The 21,126-nt window shown below is 67.4% G+C and carries 18 protein-coding genes and 1 pseudogene; 6 read left to right on the forward strand and 13 right to left on the reverse strand.

What is annotated here, in order from left to right; translation table 11 throughout:
- The first annotated feature begins 68 nt into the window (after positions 1-68).
- Positions 69-1,154: a DUF2235 domain-containing protein gene (locus ACNKFW_RS03375; protein ID WP_024843562.1), complete on the forward strand. Its 1,086-nt coding sequence runs from the start codon at positions 69-71 to the stop codon at positions 1,152-1,154.
- 35 nt (positions 1,155-1,189) lie between these two features.
- On the opposite strand, the gene metF is transcribed toward ACNKFW_RS03375, so the two are convergent.
- The gene (gene metF / locus ACNKFW_RS03380) at positions 1,190-2,053 is read right to left on the reverse strand and encodes a methylenetetrahydrofolate reductase [NAD(P)H] (RefSeq protein ID WP_024843563.1); all 864 of its coding nucleotides are present in this window, start codon (positions 2,051-2,053) and stop codon (positions 1,190-1,192) included.
- Positions 2,054-2,143: 90 nt separating this feature from the next.
- Here metF and ACNKFW_RS03385 point away from each other — a divergent pair, with 90 nt between their 5' ends.
- From ACNKFW_RS03385 to ACNKFW_RS03405, 5 genes are all read left to right on the forward strand, one after another.
- Entirely contained in the window at positions 2,144-3,061 is a 918-nt protein-coding gene (locus ACNKFW_RS03385; protein ID WP_024843564.1) for a LysR family transcriptional regulator, read from the forward strand.
- Positions 3,062-3,468: 407 nt separating this feature from the next.
- On the forward strand, positions 3,469-4,563 hold the full coding sequence (locus ACNKFW_RS03390; protein WP_024843565.1) for an MlaE family ABC transporter permease: 1,095 nt from the start codon (positions 3,469-3,471) through the stop codon (positions 4,561-4,563).
- A complete protein-coding gene (locus ACNKFW_RS03395; protein ID WP_024843566.1) occupies positions 4,560-5,336 on the forward strand; it encodes an ABC transporter ATP-binding protein in 777 nt (258 codons plus the stop codon). Before ACNKFW_RS03390 ends, ACNKFW_RS03395 begins: the two co-directional genes overlap by 4 nt.
- A gap of 4 nt (positions 5,337-5,340) precedes the next feature.
- A complete protein-coding gene (locus ACNKFW_RS03400) occupies positions 5,341-6,600 on the forward strand; it encodes an MlaD family protein (protein ID WP_418024729.1) in 1,260 nt (419 codons plus the stop codon).
- Positions 6,601-6,610: 10 nt separating this feature from the next.
- Positions 6,611-7,237, forward strand: coding sequence for an ABC-type transport auxiliary lipoprotein family protein (locus tag ACNKFW_RS03405; RefSeq protein WP_147427634.1), 627 nt, complete (start codon positions 6,611-6,613; stop codon positions 7,235-7,237).
- Here the strand turns inward: ACNKFW_RS03405 and ACNKFW_RS03410 are convergent, their stop codons facing one another.
- The 12 genes and pseudogenes from ACNKFW_RS03410 to ACNKFW_RS03465 all read right to left on the reverse strand — a co-directional run bounded on the left by ACNKFW_RS03410 (position 7,238) and on the right by ACNKFW_RS03465 (position 21,079).
- On the reverse strand, positions 7,238-7,669 hold the full coding sequence (locus tag ACNKFW_RS03410; RefSeq protein ID WP_024843569.1) for a DUF4440 domain-containing protein: 432 nt from the start codon (positions 7,667-7,669) through the stop codon (positions 7,238-7,240).
- A 12-nt stretch (positions 7,670-7,681) separates the two neighbouring features.
- Positions 7,682-9,553, reverse strand: coding sequence for an excinuclease ABC subunit UvrC (uvrC, locus tag ACNKFW_RS03415; RefSeq protein ID WP_024843570.1), 1,872 nt, complete (start codon positions 9,551-9,553; stop codon positions 7,682-7,684).
- A 301-nt stretch (positions 9,554-9,854) separates the two neighbouring features.
- Positions 9,855-10,625: an SDR family oxidoreductase gene (locus tag ACNKFW_RS03420; protein ID WP_147427635.1), complete on the reverse strand. Its 771-nt coding sequence runs from the start codon at positions 10,623-10,625 to the stop codon at positions 9,855-9,857.
- Positions 10,626-10,728: 103 nt separating this feature from the next.
- Positions 10,729-11,532, reverse strand: coding sequence for a S49 family peptidase (locus ACNKFW_RS03425; protein WP_024843572.1), 804 nt, complete (start codon positions 11,530-11,532; stop codon positions 10,729-10,731).
- Positions 11,533-11,571: 39 nt separating this feature from the next.
- Entirely contained in the window at positions 11,572-12,441 is an 870-nt protein-coding gene (locus ACNKFW_RS03430) for a ribokinase (protein WP_024843573.1), read from the reverse strand.
- Positions 12,442-12,581: 140 nt separating this feature from the next.
- Positions 12,582-13,295 (reverse strand): annotated as a pseudogene (locus tag ACNKFW_RS03435) (cytochrome c1); the annotation flags it as partial.
- Positions 13,296-13,907: 612 nt separating this feature from the next.
- Positions 13,908-15,230: a cytochrome b gene (gene petB / locus ACNKFW_RS03440; protein WP_024843575.1), complete on the reverse strand. Its 1,323-nt coding sequence runs from the start codon at positions 15,228-15,230 to the stop codon at positions 13,908-13,910.
- Positions 15,231-15,240: 10 nt separating this feature from the next.
- On the reverse strand, positions 15,241-15,813 hold the full coding sequence (gene petA / locus ACNKFW_RS03445) for a ubiquinol-cytochrome c reductase iron-sulfur subunit (protein WP_024843576.1): 573 nt from the start codon (positions 15,811-15,813) through the stop codon (positions 15,241-15,243).
- Positions 15,814-16,010: 197 nt separating this feature from the next.
- The gene (gene radC / locus ACNKFW_RS03450; RefSeq protein WP_024843577.1) at positions 16,011-16,802 is read right to left on the reverse strand and encodes a RadC family protein; all 792 of its coding nucleotides are present in this window, start codon (positions 16,800-16,802) and stop codon (positions 16,011-16,013) included.
- A gap of 45 nt (positions 16,803-16,847) precedes the next feature.
- Positions 16,848-18,002 carry a molecular chaperone DnaJ gene (dnaJ, locus tag ACNKFW_RS03455; protein WP_024843578.1) on the reverse strand — a complete coding sequence of 385 codons (1,155 nt, stop codon included), beginning with the start codon at positions 18,000-18,002 and terminating at the stop codon, positions 16,848-16,850.
- 81 nt (positions 18,003-18,083) lie between these two features.
- A complete protein-coding gene (dnaK, locus tag ACNKFW_RS03460; protein ID WP_024843579.1) occupies positions 18,084-20,000 on the reverse strand; it encodes a molecular chaperone DnaK in 1,917 nt (638 codons plus the stop codon).
- 257 nt (positions 20,001-20,257) lie between these two features.
- Complete coding sequence (locus ACNKFW_RS03465; RefSeq protein WP_024843580.1) at positions 20,258-21,079, reverse strand: ABC transporter permease; 822 nt, start codon at positions 21,077-21,079, stop codon at positions 20,258-20,260.
- Between the last annotated feature and the right edge of the window lie 47 nt (positions 21,080-21,126).

Consider the following 21,126-nt stretch of genomic DNA (forward strand, 5'->3'; position numbering starts at 1 on the left):
GCTTCGCGTTTCCATGCTAGCGTCGGACCATGGAATCATCCCGCCCGCCGATATGCCAGGTTGTCCTGATGGATGGCACCTTCGCCTCGCTGACCGAGGGGCGAAGGTCGTCCATCGCCCGCATCCACGCCCTGCTGTCGGGCGAATGCGGGGCGCTGCCGGTGCCGCTTGCGGTGCATTACGCCCCCGGCCAGCAATGGGAGGCCTGGCGCACCTTGCCGGAACTGGCCATGGGCTCGGCGCTGGAGCGGCATATCTGCGGTGCCTATGCCTGGCTTGCCCGCGAATGGCGGCCGGGCAATCCCTTGTTCTTCTTTGGCTATTCCCGTGGCGCCTTTGCCGCGCGCTCGCTTGCCGGCATGATCGGGCGGGTGGGGTTGCTGACCCATGCCCATGCCACGCGCCGCAACGTCCAGCAGGCCTGGCAGCTTTACCGGCAGGGCCGCGACCGCATGGTCGGCCGGCTGGATCCCGCGCTGTGCCACCCGGTCGTGCCGATCCGCATGATCGGGGTCTTTGACACGGTGATGGCGCTGGGGATCCGGTTGCCGCTTTTGTGGATGCTGACCGAGCCGCGCTTTCGCTTTCACGACGCGCATCTGGGCGCGCATGTCGAGCGCGGCGTGCAGGCGCTGGCGCTGGACGAGACGCGGGCGGCCTTCCAGCCGCTGATCTGGGACAGCGCCTCGGCCCCCGGCCGGATCGAGCAGATGTGGTTTCGCGGCTGCCACCCGGATGTGGGTGGCCAGCTTTCGGGGCTGGAATATGCCCGGCCGCTGGCCAATATCCCGCTGGTCTGGATGATGTCGCGGGCCGAGGCCTTTGGCCTGCCGCTGCCGGATGGCTGGCGTGCGCATTTCGCCTGCGACGCCACCGCGCCCTCGGTCGGGTCGTGGCGCAACTGGGGCAAGGCCTTCCTGGCGCGCGCGCCGCGCCTTGCCGGGGCCGATCCGTCCGAGATGCTGCACCCTTCCGTGCCGCGGCCCTATACCGGCCCGGCGCTGCTGGCCGGGGCGCTGGCCGAGGCCGCGCCGCCGCGCCCGCATCGCCGGCTGGTCCGGGCCAGGCCCAAGGCAAAGGATGCGGCGGCCCGGCCGGCGACGGCGCCGCAGCCGGAAATCGCCACGCCGGCGGGGCAGGGGCCGGACGGCTGATGCCGCGCGGCGGCGCCCCATGCGTCCGTCCCGGTTCAGGCCACGCGCGAAAATTCGCCCTTGGGCTCGATCCCCAGCGCGGCGCAGACCTTCAGCACCAGATCGGGCTTGTTCAGCGTGTAGAAATGCAGCCTGTCCACGCCGCCTTCGACCAGCCGCTCGCACAGCTTGACGCAGGTCTCCAGCGCCAGCTGCGCCTCGCCCTCCTTGCCGGCGGCGGCGAAGGCGTCCTCGGCCCATTGCGGGACCGAGGTGCCGCAGCGTTCGGCAAAGCGGCGGGTGCCGGCCCAGCTTTGGATCGGCAGGATGCCGGGAATGATCGGTGCCGCGATCCCCGCCGCCTGGCAGGCGTCGCGAAAGCGGAAATAGGTCTCGGCGTCAAAGAAGAACTGCGTCATCGCCGAAGTCGCGCCGGCATCGACCTTGCGCTTGAGCCAGGCCACGTCGGCGGCGGTGTCGGGGCTTTCGGGATGCGGCTCGGGATAGGCGCCGCAGCGGATGGTCATGTCGCCGCGCGCCGCGATGGCCTCGATCAGTTCGACCGAATTGGCGAAACCCTCGGGATGCGGGGTGAAGCGGTCCTGTCCCTGCGGCGCATCGCCGCGCAGCGCCACGATCTCATGCACGCCGGCGGCGGCGTAATCCTGGACGATTTGCAGCGTCTCCTCGCGCGTGGCATCGACGCAGGTCAGGTGCGCGGCGACGTTCAGCCCGTAATGGCTGGCCAGCGCCGTCACCGCCTCATGCGTCAGCTGCCGGGTGGTGCCGCCCGCGCCATAGGTGACCGAGACGAAATCCGGCCCCAAGGGCGCCAGCGCCCGCGCCGTCTCCCACAGCCGGAAGGACTGGTCCAGGTTCCGGGGCGGAAAGAACTCGAAGCTGATCGCGGGTGTCGTCATGATGCCATCCTTTTGTCGCAGGCCTTGTGACACGCGTCGCGACGTGAGACAAATTCATAATCCTCAAGATCGTCATGAGTTCCAGTCAAGATGCACCTTGAACTTCGCCATTTGCGCAGCCTGCGCGCCATCCATGAACAGGGCGGCCTGGCCCGTGCGGCCGAGGTGCTGAACCTGACGCAATCGGCACTGTCGCATCAGATCAAGGCGCTGGAGGAACAGGCCGGGGTCGAGCTTTTCCTGCGCAAGACCAAGCCCTTGCGACTGTCGGCAGCGGGAATGCGGCTTTTGCGCACGGCCGAGCAGGTCTTGCCGCTGATCGACGCGGCCGAGGCCGAGTTCCGCGCCGTCGAACTGGGCCGCGCCGGGCGGCTGCATGTGGCCATGGAATGCCATCACTGCTTCGACTGGCTCTTGCCGGTGCTGGACCAGTTCCGCCGCGCCTGGCCCGAGGTCGACCTGGACATCCGCTCCAGCCTGGCGCTGAAGGCGCTGCCGGCCTTGCAGCGGGGGCAGGTGGACATGGTGATCTCCTCCGACCCCGAGGAGATTTCCGGCATCACCTTCCAGCCGCTCTTCGACTATGCGCCGACCATGGTCGTGGCCGCCGGCCATCCGCTTGCCGCCAAGGGCTATGCCGAGCCGGCCGACCTGGCGGGCGAGACGCTGATCACCTATCCGATGGAGCGGGCGCGGCTGGACGTTTTCTCGCAATTCCTGGACCCGGCCGGGGTCGAGCCGGCCCATGTCCGCCAGGTCGAGCAGCCCGCCATTGCGCTGATGCTGATCGCATCGGGACGCGGCGTGGCGGTGATGCCCGATTGGGTGCTGCGCGCCCAGGCCGGCAATCCCGAACTGGCGCTGCTGCCCCTGGGCCGCCAGGGCACGCTGCGCCGGCTTTACGCCGCGCTGCGGACCGAGGATCTGCAACAGCCCTATATGGCGCATGTGCTGCGCCTGGCCCGGACCGAGCCGGTCAGGATGATGCGCGCCCTGGCGCAAGGCTAGGGGCGGTCGCGCCCCCGATCATGGTCAAAATGGCACCCGTTCAGCCGGATCCCGAGGCGCCTTTCCGGCTTGGCCTTGGCCGCAGGGGTCGCGGGCCAGGCCGCAAGCGATTTACTGGGCCGGCCACGTCCCTTGGACCAGAGGGGCCGCAGCGCGTTTCATCCCGGCCCGCCGGCACGGCTCTGCCGCCCATGCGGAGAAAACGGGATGCGCCAACTGAACCAGTGCGGGTATTTCGGTCAATCCATGCAATTGGAAGGCCTTGGTTGAATTTTCGCCCTGGGCCGGGCGCACCGCCTGGGCCGGGGCGGATCGGCCACAGCCCTGGGCCGGAACCGCCCGGCGGATTTGACAAACCCGCGCAATCGCTGGATGAATCCCACTTACCCTTTGCGAACGGGACCGCCATGGCCAGCCTTTCCGCAGATCCCAAGTTCAGCGCCGCGGTTTCAGGCGGCGCATTGCGGCTGGCGGGCGAGTTCACGGTCTGGACGCTGGGCCAACTGCCGCCCGAGGCCGGCGCGGCAGACCGGCTGGATCTGTCGGGGCTGACGCGCATCGACACCGCCGCCGCCTGGTACCTGGTCGGGCGCGAACGCCAGGGCGCGCAGCTGGACGGGCTGAGCGGGGCGCAGGCCCGGCTGCTGGACACCGTGCGCCAGGCGCTGCCCCGGCCCGATGCCGAAACCGCCGGCCTGGCCGGCTGGCGGCGGGTGCTGGAACAGACCGGGCGGCGCATGGCCGCGGCGCTGCTGTTCCTGCGCGAGATCGCCGAATACCTGGGCCGCTTCCTGGCCGCCCTGGCGCGCGGCATCCGGCATCCGGGCGATTTCCGCCTGACCTCGCTGGTCTATCACTGCCAGGAGACGGGCTTGCGCGCCGTGCCCATCGTGGCGCTGATGTCCTTTCTGATCGGCATCGTGCTGGCCTTCCAGGGTGCCGTCCAGCTGCGCCAGTTCGGGGCCGAGGTCTTTGTCATCGACCTGATCGCCATTTCCATCCTGCGCGAGCTGGGCATCCTGCTGACCGCGATCATCGTCGCCGGCCGCACCGCCTCGGCGCTGACCGCCTCGATCGGCTCGATGAAGATGAACGAGGAAATCGACGCCATGCGCACGCTGGGGCTGGACCCCGACATGGTGCTGATCCTGCCGCGCGTGCTGGCGCTGATCATCACCCTGCCCATCCTGGGACTGATCGCCAATATCGCCGGGCTGGTCGGCGGCGCGCTGATGTCCTGGATCGAGCTGGGCATCTCGCCCTCGATGTTCCGCTATCGTCTGCTGGCGGATACCAGCGTCGACCATGTCATCGTCGGCCTGTCCAAGGCGCCGGTCTTTGCGCTGATCATCGGCGTCATCGGCTGCCATGCCGGGATGAAGGTCGGCAAGGACGCGGAATCGCTGGGGGCCGAGACCTCGCGCGCCGTGGTCAACGCCATCTTCGCCGTGATCGTCGCCGACGCGCTGTTCTCGATCTTCTTCTCCGAGGTGGGGCTGTGAGCGGCAATATCATCGAGGTCCGGGGCCTGCGCACCCAGTTCGGCCGCCATGTCGTGCATGACGGGCTGGACCTCGACCTGCGGCGGGGCGAGATCCTGGGCGTGGTCGGCGGCTCGGGCACCGGGAAATCGGTGCTCTTGCGCACCATCGTCGGGCTGAACCGGCCGACCGCCGGCACGGTGCGGGTCTTTGGCGAGGACGTGGCGGCGCTGAGCGGCCCCGCGCGCGAGGCGCTAGAGCGGCGCTGGGGCGTGATGTTCCAGGGCGGCGCGCTGTTTTCCTCGCTGACCGTGCGCGAGAATGTCGAGGTGCCGCTGCGCGCCGTGCCGGACCTGTCGCCCGAGGCACGGCAGGGGCTGGCCGAACTCAAGGTCTCGATGGCCGGGCTGCCGTGGAGCGCCAATGACAAATACCCTTCGGACCTGTCGGGCGGCATGAGGAAACGCGCGGGGCTGGCGCGCGCGCTGGCGCTGGACCCCGAGATCCTGTTCCTGGACGAACCCACGGCGGGGCTGGACCCGATCGGCGCCGATGCCTTCGACCGGTTGATCGTCGAGCTGCGCGATGCGCTGGACCTGTCGGTGTTCCTGGTCACGCATGACCTGGATACGCTGCATGCCTGTTGCGACCGCATCGCGGTGCTGGCGGAAAACAAGGTGCTGGTCAGCGGCACCATGGCCGAGATGCTTCGGGTCGATCACCCTTGGGTGCATGAATATTTCCACGGGCCCCGTGCCCGCGCCGCCATGGCCACCGGCCGCGCAAAGGAGTGAAGCGATGGAGACCAAGGCCAATTACGTCCTGATCGGAGCCTTCACCATCGCCGGCTTCCTGGGGATGCTGCTGTTCCTGATGTGGTTCGCCAAGCTGCAGCTGGACCGGCAATTCGCCTATTACGACATCTATTTCCCGGAAGTCTCGGGCCTGGGTATATCCTCGGAGGTGCTTTTCGCCGGGCTTTCCGTCGGCAAGGTGGTGGACATGCAGCTGTCGCAAAGCGTGAACGGCGCGGTCCGGGTCCGGGTCGAGGTGGCCGAGGACACGCCGGTGCGCATCGATTCCCGCGCCGCCATCGAGATCCAGGGCGTCACCGGCGTCGCCAGCGTGGCGATCACCTCGGGCCAGCCCGATTCGCCGCTGCTGCGCGACGTGGACCCCGATTCGATCCCGGTGATCACCGCCAACCGCTCGGCGCTGCAAACCCTGTCGGACCAGGGCCCCGAGATGATCTCGCGGCTGAACACCGTGGCCGAGCAGCTGACGCAGCTTCTGGGCGACGAGAACCAGGACCGGGTGCGCAGCATTCTGGACAATGTCGAACGCTCCAGCGCCAACCTGGACAAGGCGCTGGCCGATGTAACCACGGCCACCGAATCCATCGCCTCGGCCGCATCCGACATTTCGGGCTTCGGCGAGCGGCTGGACGGGCTCGGCGCCGCGGCCGAGACGACGCTGGGCAATGCCGACACGGCGCTGGATTCGGGCACCGCCACGCTGGACGAGATGCGCGCCTATGTCGCGGACGACCTGAAGGCGCTGACGCAGCGGCTGGACCAGACCGCCGCTATGCTGCAATCCGACCTGGCCCGGCTGGCCGGGCGCGCCGAGCAAAGCCTCGACAGCCTGGACGCGGCGCTGGAGGTCGGCAGCCGCACGCTGGCCTCGGCCGAGCGCGCCTTCGACGGCGCCGACCGGGTCATCAACAGCAATGTCGAGCCGGTGGTGGCCGATCTACGCGTGACGCTGGGCAAGGCGAACGAGGCCATCGACCGCGTGGTCGCCGACCTGCCCGAGATCACCGAGCGGCTGCGCAATGCCGCCGACAGCGCCGAGACCGCCTTTGCCAGCCTGCGCGGGATGCTGGACAGCGCCCGCGTCCCGGTGCAGGCTTTCACTCGCGAGGGGCTGCCGCAATTCACCCGCATGGCCAGCGATCTGCGCGGGCTGGTGGGCAATGTGAACGAGCTGGTCTCGGCGTTGCGGCGCAACCCCTCGCAAATCTTCTCGGGGCCGCGCGCGCCCGAATTCCGCCGCTGAGAGGTCCGCCATGCGTCTTGCCGCCGCCTTGCTTGTCCTGACCCTGACCCTGCCGGGCTGCGCCGCCTTGCGCGCGCTGGAGGGCGAGCCCGACCGCGACGTGTTCGAACTGCGCCCGCCTTCGGACGTGCCGCAAAGCTGCGGCCGCGGCCGGCTGGCCGAGCTGGTGATCGAGCCGCCCAAGGCGCGCGGCACGCTGGACACCGACCGCATCATGATCCGGCCGAACCAGTTGCAGACGCAATACCTGCCCGATGCGCGCTGGGGCGACACGGTGCCGGTGACGCTGCAAACCCTGCTGGTGCGGGGCTTTGCCGTCTATGACGCCTTCACCCATGTCGGCCGCGCGCCGCTGGGCGCGGCGGGCGACTATGCGCTGATCTCCGAGATCAACGATTTCAACGCCGAGGTCGCGGGACAGGGCGCCATCATCAAGCTGACGGTCGATGCGCAGATGGTGCGCGAGATGGACGCCCGCGTCGTCTCGCGCGGGCATTTCACCGCCACGGCCCAGGCGGCGACGACGAAGACCGCCGACCTGATCCCGGCCTTCGACGCGGCCGGCCAGCAGCTTGTCGCGCAGATGACCGATTGGGGCCTCAACGCGGTGGGGGTGAACCCGGCGCGCTGCCGCTGATCAGAGGATGCCGCGCTGCTTCAGCAGCGCCTCTTCGTCGCCCGTCACCCAGCCAAAGACCCTGGGCGTCCCGTCGAGGATCTGCACCAGGTAATGCACCTCGAAGTCGATGGTCACATCGGGCGCCTTGCCCCGGTCATAGACGGCCCGCCAGCCGACATGGGCCAGGCAATGCAGCGCGTCCATCGGCGAAAGCCGGATCGCGCGGATCGTCATCGCCTTGGTGCCGATGGTGCGGTAATGCGCATAACCCTGCGCCATCGCCTGCCTTAGCTGGTCGTCGTTCCGGCCCGCCTTCACCCCCGCCGGAGATGCGGCGATGAACTCCGGCGCGTAAAGAGCGGCAAGCTCCTCCATATCCGCCTCGCCGGCCAGCGCCTGCGCGAACAGCCGCTCGTAGCGGGCGAAGAAGGCGCGGATGCTGTCCTCCATGGCTTCCTCCGGTCAGCCCTTGTGGAAATGGTCGACGATCTTCTGCGCCATGGATTCGCTGATGCCCTCGACCGCGACCAGGTCGGCCAGACCGGCGCGGCTGACCGCCTTGGCGCTGCCGAAATGCTGGAGCAGCGCGCGCTTGCGGGCGGCGCCGATGCCGGGGATCTCGTCCAGCGGATTGGCCATCGTGGCCTTGGCCCGCTTGGCGCGATGCGTGCCGATGGCCCAGCGATGCGCCTCGTCCCGCAGGCGCTGGACGAAATACAGCACCGGGTCGTTCATCCGCAGGGCGAAGGGCCGCTGGCCGTAGCGGTGGAATTCTTCCTTGCCGTGGTCGCGGTCCTCGCCCTTGGCGACGCCGACCATGGGGATGTCCTCGACCCCCATCTCGGCCATGATCTCATGCACGGCCGAGACCTGCCCGGCGCCGCCGTCGATCAGCAACAGGTCCGGCCAGGTGTCGGTCTGGCGATCCGGATCCTCTTTCAGCAGGCGCGAGAAGCGGCGGGTCAGCACCTCCTTCATCATGCCGAAATCGTCGCCCGGGGTGATCTCGGTGCCCTTGATGTTGAACTTGCGATACTGGCTCTTGATCCAGCCCTCGGGGCCGGCGACGACCATGCCGCCGACGGCATTGGTGCCCTGGATATGGCTGTTGTCATAGACCTCGATCCGCTGCGGCACCGCGGGCAGGTCCAGGGCCTCGGCCAGCCCCTCCAGCAGCCGCTGCTGCGCGGCGCTTTCCGACATGCGCCGCGCCAGGCTTTCGCGGGCATTGCGCAGGGCGTTTTCCACCAGCTCGGCCTTTTCGCCGCGCCGGGGCACGCCCAGCGTGACCTTGCGCCCGGCCTTTTCCGACAGCGCATCGGTCATCAGGTCCGGGTCTTCGATGCCATGCGACAAGAGGATCAGCCGCGGCGGCACCTTGCCGTCGTAGAATTGTGCAAGGAAAGCCTGCATCACCTCGTCGGCCGATTCCACCCCGTTCAGCCGCGGATAGAAGTCGCGGTTGCCCCAGCTCTGGTTGCCGCGGATGAAGAAGACCTGCACGCAGGCTTGCCCGCCCTCCATGTGCAGCGCGATCACGTCGGCCTCGGGCACGCCGCGCGGGTTGATGGCCTGCACCGATTGCACGGCGGTCAGCGCCTTGATGCGGTCGCGCAGCGCGGCGGCGCGTTCGTATTCCATCGCTTCCGCGGCCTCGGCCATCTCGCGCGCCAGGTCGGCCTGGATGCGGGTGGTCTTGCCCTGCAAAAACAGTTCGGCATCGGCGACCAGGGCATTGTATTCCTCCAGCCCGATCCGCCCGACGCAGGGCGCGCTGCAGCGCTTGATCTGGTAAAGCAGGCAGGGCCGGGTCCGGCTGGAGAAGGTGGCGTCGGTGCAGGACCGCAGCAAAAACACCCGCTGCAGCTGGTTCAGCGTCCGGTTCACCGCCCCGGCGCTGGCGAAGGGGCCGTAATAGTCGCCCTTTTCCGCCTTGGCGCCGCGGTGCTTCTTGATCTGCGCGAAGGGGTGCGACTTGGCGACCAGGATGTTGGGAAAGCTCTTGTCGTCGCGCAAGAGCACGTTGTAGCGCGGCTTGAGCTGCTTGATCAGGTTCTGCTCCAAGAGCAGCGCCTCGGTCTCGGTGCGCGTGGTCAGGAACATCATCGAGCAGGTCTCGCGGATCATCCGCGCGATCCGCGCCGAATGCCCGGTGCCGCGCGCATAGTTCGCGACCCTGGCCCGCAGGTTCCGGGCCTTGCCGACGTAAAGCACCGCCCCTTGCGCATCCAGCATGCGATAGACCCCCGGCGAGCCGTCGAGCGTGCGCAGATAGTCCTGGATCAGCGCATGGCCGGTCTTGGCAGGGCGCGTTTCTGGGGTGGAATCGGTCATGCTGCTAACGAAATGATTCTCAGCCTCGGCTGCAAGTTCGGGCAGGAAAGTTCAAGCTGAATCCTGTCCACGGAATCTGTGGATAACTCTGTGAGTCAGCTTGGGAGTATCACATGTTCAATTAGCGTTTCTTGGGGTTTCGTCACTTTGCACAAATTCTAGGCAGTATTGTAAGCCAATGATTAATATCACTATTTTTTCTCTCCTGTGCAATCGACTGAAATTCTTACCAGAATCGTGAAGATTGCGTGAATGCCTTCCGCAAAGTGGACAACTTGCCGCAGACGAGCGATTTTCCGCCTTACTCGACGCCCAGGACGTCGGGGGTGCGCCAGGCAAGGTGCTGGCCGCCGTCCACGCAGATCAGCTGTCCGGTGACCGATGGCGCATCCATCAGGTAACCCAGCGCGGCGCAGACATCCTCGGGCCCGGCGCCGCGTTGCAGGATGGTCGCGGCGCGCTGGTTGGCGAAATGGCTGTCGGATTGGCGGGTGCCCTGCATGGTCGGGCCGGGGCCGATGGCGTTGACGCGGATCTCGGGCGCCAGCGCCTGGGCCGAGGTCCGGGTCAGCCACCACAGCCCGGCCTTGGCCAGCGAATAGGTCATGAATTCGGGCGTCGGCTTCAGCACGCGCTGGTCGATCATGTTGACCACCAGCGCGCGCGCCACCGGCTCGGTCCCGCTGCGATCCGCCCTGGGGGCCTGCCGGGCAAAGGCCTGGGTCAGCACGAAAGGCGCGCGCAGGTTCGATCCGATGTGCCGGTCCCAGCTGTCGCGCGTCGCCGTGGCGATGTTGTCATATTCGAAGATCGAGGCATTGTTCACCAGCAGCGCCAGCGGTCCCAGCGCGGCCTGGGTGCGGTCCACCAGCGCCTCGCTCTGGTCCAGGTCCAGCAGGTCCGCCGCGAAGATCTCGGCGCGCACGCCCAGGGCGCGGGCCTCGGCGGCGGTGGCCTCGGCCTCGGCGGCCGAACTTTGGTAATGGATCGCCACGTCCAGCCCGCGCCGGGCCAGGTACAGGGTGATGGCCCGCCCCAGCCGGCGGGCGCCTCCGGTCACCAGCGCGGTCATTTCCGCCCGATCCCCAGCAGCCGCGCGATCACGCGGCGCACCGCCGGACCGGCGGCCAAGGCCAGCGCGATGATGATGAGCAGGCACAGGATGACGGTCTTGATCATCCGCGTCCCGCCCCGAAGCGCGCGAAGGCGGCGCGCTCCTCGATCCCGTCGATCAGGTCATCGGCGGAAAGGCCGAAGCGGCGCAGCAGCGGCACGCGCTGGCCATAGGTCAGGAAGCGCACCTCCTTGCCGTAAAGCTCGCGCATCTTGGGCACCAGATGGGCGATGCCGTCGGCAAGGCCCAGTTCCACCGCCTCGCGGCCGGTCCAGATCTCGCCGGTGAACAGGTCGCTGTCCTCGGGCAGGCGGCTGCCGCGGCGGGCGCGCACCTGCTGCTTGAAGGCGTCGTGGATCGGGCCCAGCAGGCGGTTCAGCCGCGCGACATCCTCGGGCGTTTCGGGGCGGAAGGGATCCAGCATCGACTTGGAACGGCCGGCGGTATGCACGCGGCGCTCGATGCCGTGGCGCTGGATCAACTCGGCAAAACCGAAGCCCGAGGAGATCACCCCGATCGAGCCGAGCACCGAGCTGTCGTCGGCCCAGATGTAGTCCGCCGCCGTCGCCAGCCAATAGCCGCCCGAGGCCGCCACGTCCTCGACGAAGGCATGGACCGGGATCTCGCGCTCCTCGGCAAGGCGGCGGATGCGGGCGCCGATCAGGCTGGACTGCACCGGCGAGCCGCCGGGCGAGTTCAGCGCCAAGGCCACGGCGGCGGGCTTGCGGCGCTTGAAGGCGCGCTCCAGCAGCGGCGCCAGGGCGGCATCGGACAGGCCGGGGCCGCCGCGGCCGGCAACCCCGATGGCGCCTTGCAGGCGCAGGACGGCGACGGTGGCCGGGCGGTTCAGGAACGGTATTCTCATGGGCTCCAGATAGGCAGATGCGGGGCTGCGGGCAAGCTCTCAGCCGCGGGCTTTCAGAAAGGCCAGGACTTCTGCGCGGTCAGGCATGGCGTCGCCGGCGCCCTGGCGGGTGACTTGCAGCGCGGCGGCGGCGGCGGCGTGGCGCAATGCGGTCGGCATGTCCTCGCCCCGCGCCAGCCCGGCGGCGAACCAGCCGGTAAAGCAATCCCCGGCGCCGGTCGTATCCACCGCCTGCACCGCAAAGGCCGGCTGGCGCCAGACCTGCCCGCTGCCGAGGTCGCGGAACTCGGCCCCCTCGGCGCCGCGGGTGATCAGCATGCCCTCGACCGGCAGGTCTTCGCCAAAGGCGGCGAACGTGTCGCGGGCCTCGATCTGGTTCACCGCCAGGATCGAGACATGCGGCAGCACCTCGCGCAGCGCGGCGATGCTGAAGGGGGCGGCGGAATAGATCACCCGCGCCCCGGCCCGGCGGGCGTGCAGGGCGGCTTCGGCTTGCAGGTTGGTTTCGTTCTGCATCAGCAGGATGTCGCCGCGCCCCAGGCCGGCCGGGCTGGCCAGGTTGGCCGGCAGCGCCATGTTGGCGCCGCCATGCACCACGATCGAGTTCTCGCCCGCCGCATCGACCATGATGATGGCATGGCCGGTGGCAATGCCGGGCAGCCGGGTGATGGCCGAGATCCCGACCCCTGCCGCGGCAAGTCGCCGCGGCACCCAGTCGTCGCCCGTGCCCATGGCGCCCAGGTGGATGACATCGGCCCCGGCGCGGGCGGCGGCGACCGACTGGTTCGCGCCCTTGCCGCCCAGCCCCTGCGCATAGGATAGCGCGTGCCGCGTCTCGCCCGGACGGGGCAGGGCGGGCAGGCAATAGACATGATCGATATTGATCGAGCCGAGATTATAGATCGCCATGTCCCGTCCCTTGCCAGTGCCCTGCCAGGCCATCTGAACGAGGCGCGGCCGGCTTGTCCATATCGGCCGGGGCGGGAAGCGCGACCGGCCATGAAAAAACGCGCCCCGAGGGGGCGCGTTCCAGGATCAGGGGCGGGCGATCATTCCGGCTTGCGCGGATGCTTGATCGGTTGCCACAGCTTCTTGTTGGTCAGGTAGAGCAGCGCCGACAGCACGATCAGGAAGAGTACCGAGACGAAGCCGACCTGCTTGCGGTCCATCATCTTCGGCTCGGCGGTCCACATCAGGAAGGCGGCCACGTCGCGCGCCATCTGGTCGACCGTCGCCGGGGTCCCGTCCTCATAGGTGACCTGGTCGTCGCTGAGCGGCGGCGCCATCTGGATCCAGTTCCCCGCAAAGGCGGCGTTGTGGTAAAGCACCGTCCCCGCCTCTTCCTTTTCCTCGCCGTCATAGCCGGTCAGCACGGCGTGGATGTATTCCGGGCCGCCGATGCCCTTGAACAGCTGCGCAAGGCCGGTGCCATAGGGGCCGTGGAAGCCGGCGCGCGCCTTGGCCATCAGCGACAGGTCCGGGCCCATGCCGTCGCCGGTCACGGTCGGGAAGTGGTCGGTGGGAACACGCGGCCGATCCTCGCCGGTTTCGGCATCGGTGATGTCGAAATTCGCGGCATAGGCGCGGACCTGGTCCTCGGGCAGCTGCGGGCCGCCTTCGTCGGCCAGCGTCCGCAGCGGCACGTAGCGCAGGCCGTGGCAGGCCGAGCAGACCTCGGTATAGACCTGCAAACCGCGCTGCAGCTGGTGCTGGTCGAAGGTGCCGAAGGGGCCCTCGAAGCTGAACGAGATGTCCTCGATATGCGCGACGGCATGGCTGTCGGCGGCCTCCTCGGCGTGTTCGGCCGGGGCTGCCTCGGCAGCTTCCTCCTCGACAGCCGCCTCTTCGGCGGCTTCCTCGGCGTCCGCTTCCGGTTCCTCGGCGGCGGGCTCTTCGGCGGCAGGCTCTGCCTCTTCCGCCGGAGTTTCCTCGGCAGCGGGTTCTTCGGCAGTCGGTTCCTCTGCAGGGGCCTCCTCGGCCGCCTCGGCAGGCTCTTCAGCAACCGGCTCCTCGGCCGCCGCGGCGGGGGCCTCCTCGGCGGTTGCGGCCGGTTCCTCGGCAGCAGGCTCGGCCTCGATGGCCGCTTCCGGCTCTTCGGTGGCGGCTGGAGCCTCCGATGCCGCCGGTTCCTCGGCGGCGGATTCTTCCGCGGGGGCTCCTCCTGCGGCTCCGGCCTCGGGCGCGGCGGTGTCAGCCGCCGGCGCCGTTTCGGCCGCCGGGGCGGCCGTGTCGTTGGTCTGGTAGCTCGAGCCCGCGGGGGCCGTCGTACCGGGCGCGGTGCTGGCGTCCTGCGCCACGGCGCCGCCTGCCAGGGCAACCGTCAGGGCCGCAACAGCCGTGAGCGATGCGTTTCTCAGGGTCATTGTTGCCTCTCCTTACTCGGCAGGATGGGTTTCGGGCCCGTAATGGGCATTGAAATCGTCCTCGATCGTCTGCGGCATGGGATCGGGCTTCTCGATAATGCCCAGCAGCGGCAGGATGATGAGGAAATAGGCGAACCAATAGGCCGCCCCGGCCAGCGCGATATAGGGGTAGATCCCCTCGGCCGGCATGGCGCCCACCCAGGTCAGGACCACGAAATCGACCGCCAGCAGCCAGAACCACCACTTGAACAGCGGACGATACTGGCCCGAGCGCACCCGCGAGGTGTCAAGCCAGGGCACCAGCGCCATGACCAGGATGGCGCCGAACATCGCGATCACGCCGAAGAACTTGGCGTCGATGATGCCGAAGGACAGCCAGTTGACCAGCATCACCAGCCAGACATCGGCGGTGAAGGCGCGCAGGATGGCGTAGAAGGGCAGGAAATACCATTCGGGCACGATATGCGCCGGCGTCACCAGCGGGTTCGCCTCGATATAGTTGTCGGGGTGGCCCAGGTAGTTGGGCATGAAGCCGACGATGGCGAAGAACACCACCAGCACCACGCCCAGCGCGAACAGATCCTTGATCACGAAATAGGGCCAGAAGGGCAGGGTGTCCTTTTTCGCCTCTTCCTTCGAGGTGCGGCGGACCTCGACGCCGGTCGGGTTGTTGTTGCCGGTGGTGTGGAAGGCCCAGATATGGACGATCACCAGCGCCGCGATGACGAAGGGCAGCAGGTAATGCAGCGAGAAGAAGCGGTTGAGCGTCGGGTTGTCCACCGCCGGGCCGCCCAGCAGCCAGGTCTGGATCGCCTCGCCGATGCCGGGGATCGCGCCGAACAGGCCGGTGATCACCGTGGCGCCCCAGAAGGACATCTGGCCCCAGGGCAGCACGTAGCCCATGAAGGCGGTGCCCATCATCATCAGATAGATCAGCATGCCGACGATCCAGGTCACTTCGCGCGGCGCCTTGTAGGAGCCGTAATAGAGGCCGCGGAAGATGTGGATATAGACGGCGAGGAAGAACAGCGAGGCGCCGTTCGCATGCAGGTAGCGCAGCATGTAGCCGCCGTTCACGTCGCGCATGATATGCTCGACCGAGGCGAAGGCCAGGTCGACATGCGGGGTGTAATGCATCACCAGCACGATGCCGGTGGCGATCTGCAGCACCAGGCAGAAGGCCAGCACGATGCCCCAGATCCACCACCAGTTGAGGTTCTTGGGGGTGGGGATCATCAGCGTGTCATAGACCAGGCTGACGATGGGCAGGCGGCGATGCAGCCAGCGCTCGAAACCCGTCTTGGGCTCGTAATGGTCGTGGGGAATACCGGCCATGTGCGCCTCCTCAGCCCAGTTTGATGGTGGTTTCGTCAAGGAATTCGGCGACCGGGATATGCAGGTTCTCCGGTGCCGGTCCGCGGCGGATGCGGCCCGCCTGATCGTAATGCGAGCCGTGGCAGGGGCAGAACCAGCCGCCGAAATCGCCGGCGCCGTCGCCGATCGGCACGCAGCCCAGGTGGGTGCAGACGCCGATCATCACCAGCCATTCTCCGGCCTCGTCCATCGTGCGGTTTTCGTCGGTGGCGGGCGCGTCGGGCTTGTTGGGGTTCTGGGCGCTCTGGTCGATCAGCTGGTTCAGCTGGACGGCGCGGCCCCCCTCGATCTCTTCCTCGGTGCGGCGGCGGATGAACACGGGCTTGCCGAGCCATTTCACCGTCAGCTGGGTGCCGGTCTCGACGCCGCTGACATCGACCTGGATCGAGGCGAGCGCCTGGACGTCGGCCGAGGGGTTCATCTGGTTGACAAGGGTCCAGGCTGCGGCTCCGGCCGCGACGGCGCCGGCACCGGCGGTCGCGTAGTAGAGGAAGTCCCTCCGGGTGGCGCCGTGGTCGCCTGCGTGTTCGTCTGCGTGGGACACGGTTCTGATCTCCATTTATGCCCCGGAATCGGGGCGATACGACGGAACGGGTCGTGTTTATCGCACAGCCCTCGCCGGGCGGTTCTAGCGATCAAATCCGCGTCAGTCCAGCGGCCCCGGTGCGCGCCAGCGCCGCAAATCGCCGCAGGTGTGGGATTTTGGTTGCGCGGGAAGCGACGGGTTTGGGGGTATCTGCGCTAAAGCAGTCCTTCGCTGCGAAAGCTGAGTTCGCGCGAGCGGCCGATGATCAGGTGATCGTGGACGGCGATTCCCATCACCTCGGCCGCGGCGGTGATGCGCGCCGTCATGGAGATGTCGGCCTGCGACGGCGTTGGATCGCCCGAGGGGTGGTTGTGGACCAGGATCAGCGCGCTGGCGGTCAGCTCCAGCGCCCGGCGCATGATCTCGCGCGGATAGACCGGGACGTGATCGACGGTGCCGCGGGCCTGTTCCTCATCGGCGATCAGCACGTTCTTGCGGTCGAGGTAAAGCACGCGGAACTGTTCGATCTCGCGATGCGCCATGGCGGTGTGGCAATAGTCCAACAGCGCGTCCCAGCTGGTCAGCACCGGGCGGTGCAGCACGCGCGAGCGCGCCAGCCGCTGCGCCGCGGCCTCGACGATCTTCAACTCCTGCACCACGGCGGGGCCTGCGCCCGCAACCTCGGCCAGCCGGGCTGGCGGGGCCGAAAGCACGCGGTTGAAATCGCCGAAATGGTCCAGCAGCCGGCGCGCCAGCGGCTTCACGTCCTGGCGCGGAATGGCGCGGAACAGCACCAGTTCCAGCAACTCGTAATCGGGCATCGCGGCCGCGCCGCCCTGCATGAAGCGGTCGCGCAGCCGGGCGCGGTGATCGGCAATATAGCTGGGCAGGCGGTTGCCGCGCGCCGGGATGGCAGTCCCGGCGGGCGGCGCTTCGTCCCCCGCGGTTCCTGGCTCGGGGGCGAAAAGCGGAAGCGGAGCTTCGTGAAAGGCGCGATTCGGTTCCATGCCGCCAGACTGGCACGGAAGGATGAACGGGCGGTTAACGCCTGATCACCCTTTCATCTCGTCCCAGAAGCCTTTGATCTTCTGGAAAAATCCATGGGTCTGCGGGTTGTTGTCGGCATTGATCGCCTCGAACTCGCGCAAAAGCTCCTTCTGGCGCGCGGTCAGGTTCACCGGGGTTTCGACCGCCAGTTCGATCAGCATGTCGCCGGCTTCGCCGTTCAGCCCCGGCCCGTGGCGCAGGGGCGGCATACCCTTGCCGCGCAGCCGCAGCTGCTTGCCTGATTGCGTGCCCGGCGGCACCTTGACGCGCGAGCGGCCGCCGTCGATGGTCGGCACCTCGATCTCGCCGCCCAGGGCGGCGGTGGCCATGCTGACCGGAACCTGGCAGGCCAGCATCCGGCCATCGCGCATGAAGATCGGGTGTTCCTTGACCTCGATGAAGATATAGAGATCGCCTGCCGGACCGCCGCGCATGCCGGCATCCCCCTCGCCGGCCAGGCGGATGCGGGTGCCGGTCTCGACCCCGGCGGGGATGTTCACCGAAAGCGTGCGCTCTTTCTGGACGCGGCCGGCGCCGCGGCATTCCTGGCAGGGATTCTTGACGATCTGGCCCTGGCCGTTGCAGGTCGGACAGGTGCGCTCGACGGTGAAGAAACCCTGCGTCGCCCGGACCTTGCCCATGCCCGAGCAGGTAGGGCAGGTGGCGGGCTCGACCGCGCCCTCGGCGCCGGTGCCGTTGCAGGCGCCGCAGGCGACCGAGCCGGGCACGGTGATGGTCTTTTGCGCGCCGTTATAGGCTTCCTCGAGCGAGACGCGCAGGTTATAGCGCAGATCCTGGCCGCGGCTGGCGCGCGAGCGTCCGCCGCCCCCGGCGCGGCGGCCCATCATGTCGCCGAACAGATCCTCGAACACATCGGCAAAGGCCGAGCCGAAATCGCCATGGCCGTTGCCACGGCCGAAACCGCCGCCGCCATTCTCGAAGGCGGCATGGCCGAAGCGGTCGTAGGCGGCCTTTTTCTGGTCGTCCTTCAGACAATCGTAAGCCTCGTTCACTTCCTTGAACGCGGCTTCGGACACCTTGCAATCCTTGTTGCGGTCGGGATGCAACTGCTTTGCCTTGGCGCGGTAGGCCTTCTTGATCTCGTCGGCCGAGGCGCCCCGAGGAACGCCCAGCACCTCGTAATAGTCACGTTTCGCCATGTTCATCGCGTCCGGGGTCTTTCAAGCAATGACCGGCCCGTGCGGGTCTGCATCGGGCCGGCCGGGTGGCTCACATCGCGCTTACTTGCGCTTGTCTTCGCCGAGATCCTCGAAGTCGGCATCGACGATCTCGTCATCCACGTCGCGCGGGCCGGCGTCGCGCTCGGTCTCGCCGGCGCCCGCCTCGGCCTGGCTGGCCTTGTAGATGGCCTCGCCCAGCTTCATCGAGGCATCCATCAGGTTCTGGATGCCGCCCTTGATCTTGCCGGCATCCTCGGACTTGACGGCCTCTTCCAGCGCGCCCACGGCCAGCTCGATCGCCTCGACGGTCGAGCCGTCCACCTTGTCGCCATGCTCTTCCAGCGACTTTCTGGTGGTGTGGATCAGGCTTTCGGCCTGGTTCTTGGCCTCGACCAGCTCCTTGCGCTGCTTGTCGGCCTCGGCATTGGCCTCGGCATCCTTGACCATCCGCTCGATCTCGTCATCCGACAGCCCGCCCGAGGCCTGGATGGTGATCTTCTGCTCCTTGCCGGTGCCCTTGTCCTTGGCCGAAACCGAGACGATGCCGTTGGCGTCGATGTCGAAGGTCACCTCGATCTGCGGCATGCCGCGCGGCGCCGGCGGGATGTTTTCCAGGTTGAACTGGCCCAGCAGCTTGTTGTCCGCGGCCATCTCGCGCTCGCCCTGGAAGACCCGGATGGTCACGGCGTTCTGGTTGTCCTCGGCGGTCGAGAAGATCTGCGACTTCTTGGTCGGGATCGTGGTGTTGCGGTCGATCAGCCGGGTGAACACGCCGCCCAGCGTCTCGATGCCCAGCGACAGCGGCGTCACGTCCAGCAGCACCACGTCCTTGACGTCGCCCTGCAGCACGCCGGCCTGGATCGCGGCGCCCAGCGCCACGACCTCGTCCGGGTTCACGCCCTTGTGCGGTTCCTTGCCGAAGAAGGCGGTCACTTCTTCGACCACCTTGGGCATCCGGGTCATGCCGCCGACCAGCACGATCTCGTCGATGTCGCCCTTGGACATGCCGGCATCCTTCAGCGCGTCCTGGACCGGCTTCATGGTGCGCTTGATCAGGTCGGCGACCAGGCTTTCCAGCTTGGCGCGGGTCAGCTTCATCACCATGTGCAGCGGCGTGCCCGAATCCTTGTCCATCGAAATGAACGGCTGGTTGATCTCGGTCTGGCTGGAGCTCGACAGCTCGATCTTGGCCTTCTCGGCCGCCTCTTTCAGGCGCTGGAGCGCCATCTTGTCCTTGGTCAGGTCGACGCCATGCTCTTTCTTGAACTCGTCGGCCAGGTAGTTGACGATGCGCATGTCGAAGTCTTCACCGCCCAGGAACGTGTCCCCGTTGGTGGATTTCACCTCGAACAGGCCGTCGTCGATTTCCAGGATGGTGATGTCGAAGGTGCCGCCGCCGAGGTCATAGACCGCGATGGTCTTGCTGTCCTTCTTGTCGAGGCCGTAAGCCAGCGCGGCCGCGGTCGGCTCGTTGATGATGCGCAGCACTTCAAGCCCGGCGATCTTGCCGGCGTCCTTGGTGGCCTGACGCTGGGCGTCGTTGAAATAGGCGGGCACCGTGATGACGGCCTGCGTCACCGGCTCGCCCAGATAGGATTCGGCGGTTTCCTTCATCTTTTGCAGGATGAAGGCAGAGATCTGGCTGGGCGAATACTTGTCGCCGCGCACCTCGACCCAGGCGTCGCCATTGCCGCCGTCGACGATGGCATAGGGGACGAGCTTCTTGTCCTTTTCGACTTCCGCGTCGGTGGTGCGGCGGCCGATCAGGCGCTTCACGGCAAAGATCGTATTCGACGGATTGGTAACCGCCTGACGCTTCGCCGGCTGGCCGACCAGACGTTCGCTGTCAGTGAAGGCGACGATCGAGGGCGTGGTGCGCGCGCCTTCCGAATTCTCGATGACCTTGGGCTGGCTGCCATCCATGATGGCGACGCAGCTGTTGGTGGTTCCGAGGTCGATGCCGATGACTTTGGACATGCAATAACCTTTCTTGCGGCGATAGTCTGGGCCTTGGGTCCACAAGCGGCCCCCGAAGCCCGATCCCTGGTTTGACCGAAGGGCGCCTGGTTCGGGAACCCTTCGAACTTCATGGGCCTATATAGGAAGGGGTCTGTCGGGCTGCAAGCAGACCGGAGGGCAGAAAACATGCTGCCCGAACCGGTGTCCGGGGCACCCCCGCGACAGCGGGGACAGGCCGGCAGGGTGCCGGGCGGGGCAGGGTGCGGGGGCCGTCTTCACCGGCCGGCCGCCCAGCTGATCGAGACCGCCTTGCGGGTGGTATATTCGGCCATCAGCCCGATCATCAGCAGCGTCAGCGTGGCATAGAGCGGGTAGTCCAGCGACGAGTTGCGCGGCGAGTAGTTGATGAAGGCAAAGCCGCGGGTCTGGTCGATCAGGTGGAACAGCGGGTTCCAGGAAAACATCTGCAGCACGGCGCTGGGCATGACGTTCGCCACGAACATCTTGCCGGAAAACACCATGTTGATGCGCTGGTAGAACTGCGTCAGCACCTGCGCCGCCTGCGGCCACCAGGGTCGCAAGGCCAGGAAGATCAGCCCGATGCAGCAGCCCGAGAACCAGGCCAGAACCAGCATGGCATAGCAGGCCAGCGGCTTGTCGATCTGGATCGGCTGGATCAGGTAATGATAGCTGCTCAGCACCACCACGGCCGAGAAGGTCTGCTTGTAGAGCGAGGCGAGTGCCGCGGCCGAGATCATCACCGCGGTGTTCATCGGCCCGTGCTTCATCATCTGGTTGCTGGGGTTGCCGGCCAGGACCACCGCGCCGATGGTCTGGGAATGGGCCATGAACATGAAGATCCCGGACATGATATAGACGATGTAGTCGCCGCGGATCGGCGCGTGGCGCACGCCCATGATGGCAAAAAGCAGATAGAAGCCCAGGATCATGCTGACGGCCTGCACGACCGTCATGATCAGCCCGACCACGGCGTTGCGCTGGCCCTTGCGCAGGTTGTTGACCGTCACGTGATAGATCAGCGACAGCGTGGTGAACGCAGCCTCGACCATGTTGCGGCTGCGGTGCTGGGTGAACATGGGCGGGTGGCTCTGGTTGCGGTTTCGGTTGCGGCTCTCGCGGGGTG

The sequence above is a fragment of the Paracoccus sp. TD-10 genome (assembly GCF_048270675.1).
Lineage (GTDB): Bacteria > Pseudomonadota > Alphaproteobacteria > Rhodobacterales > Rhodobacteraceae > Paracoccus > Paracoccus pantotrophus.

What these genes read in the sequence shown, in the direction of transcription:
- ACNKFW_RS03405 (WP_147427634.1), top strand. Translation starts at nt 6,611, where the DNA reads ATGCGTCTTGCCGCCGCCTTGCTTGTCCTGACCCTGACCCTGCCGGGC.
- uvrC (WP_024843570.1), bottom strand. Translation starts at nt 9,553, where the DNA reads ATGACCGATTCCACCCCAGAAACGCGCCCTGCCAAGACCGGCCATGCG.
- ACNKFW_RS03410 (WP_024843569.1), bottom strand. Translation starts at nt 7,669, where the DNA reads ATGGAGGACAGCATCCGCGCCTTCTTCGCCCGCTACGAGCGGCTGTTC.
- dnaJ (WP_024843578.1), bottom strand. Translation starts at nt 18,002, where the DNA reads ATGGCGAAACGTGACTATTACGAGGTGCTGGGCGTTCCTCGGGGCGCC.
- ACNKFW_RS03425 (WP_024843572.1), bottom strand. Translation starts at nt 11,532, where the DNA reads ATGAGAATACCGTTCCTGAACCGCCCGGCCACCGTCGCCGTCCTGCGC.
- ACNKFW_RS03430 (WP_024843573.1), bottom strand. Translation starts at nt 12,441, where the DNA reads ATGGCGATCTATAATCTCGGCTCGATCAATATCGATCATGTCTATTGC.
- ACNKFW_RS03465 (WP_024843580.1), bottom strand. Translation starts at nt 21,079, where the DNA reads ATGTTCACCCAGCACCGCAGCCGCAACATGGTCGAGGCTGCGTTCACC.
- radC (WP_024843577.1), bottom strand. Translation starts at nt 16,802, where the DNA reads ATGGAACCGAATCGCGCCTTTCACGAAGCTCCGCTTCCGCTTTTCGCC.
- metF (WP_024843563.1), bottom strand. Translation starts at nt 2,053, where the DNA reads ATGACGACACCCGCGATCAGCTTCGAGTTCTTTCCGCCCCGGAACCTG.
- ACNKFW_RS03400 (WP_418024729.1), top strand. Translation starts at nt 5,341, where the DNA reads ATGGAGACCAAGGCCAATTACGTCCTGATCGGAGCCTTCACCATCGCC.
- ACNKFW_RS03420 (WP_147427635.1), bottom strand. Translation starts at nt 10,625, where the DNA reads ATGACCGCGCTGGTGACCGGAGGCGCCCGCCGGCTGGGGCGGGCCATC.
- dnaK (WP_024843579.1), bottom strand. Translation starts at nt 20,000, where the DNA reads ATGTCCAAAGTCATCGGCATCGACCTCGGAACCACCAACAGCTGCGTC.
- ACNKFW_RS03375 (WP_024843562.1), top strand. Translation starts at nt 69, where the DNA reads ATGGATGGCACCTTCGCCTCGCTGACCGAGGGGCGAAGGTCGTCCATC.
- ACNKFW_RS03390 (WP_024843565.1), top strand. Translation starts at nt 3,469, where the DNA reads ATGGCCAGCCTTTCCGCAGATCCCAAGTTCAGCGCCGCGGTTTCAGGC.
- ACNKFW_RS03385 (WP_024843564.1), top strand. Translation starts at nt 2,144, where the DNA reads ATGCACCTTGAACTTCGCCATTTGCGCAGCCTGCGCGCCATCCATGAA.
- petB (WP_024843575.1), bottom strand. Translation starts at nt 15,230, where the DNA reads ATGGCCGGTATTCCCCACGACCATTACGAGCCCAAGACGGGTTTCGAG.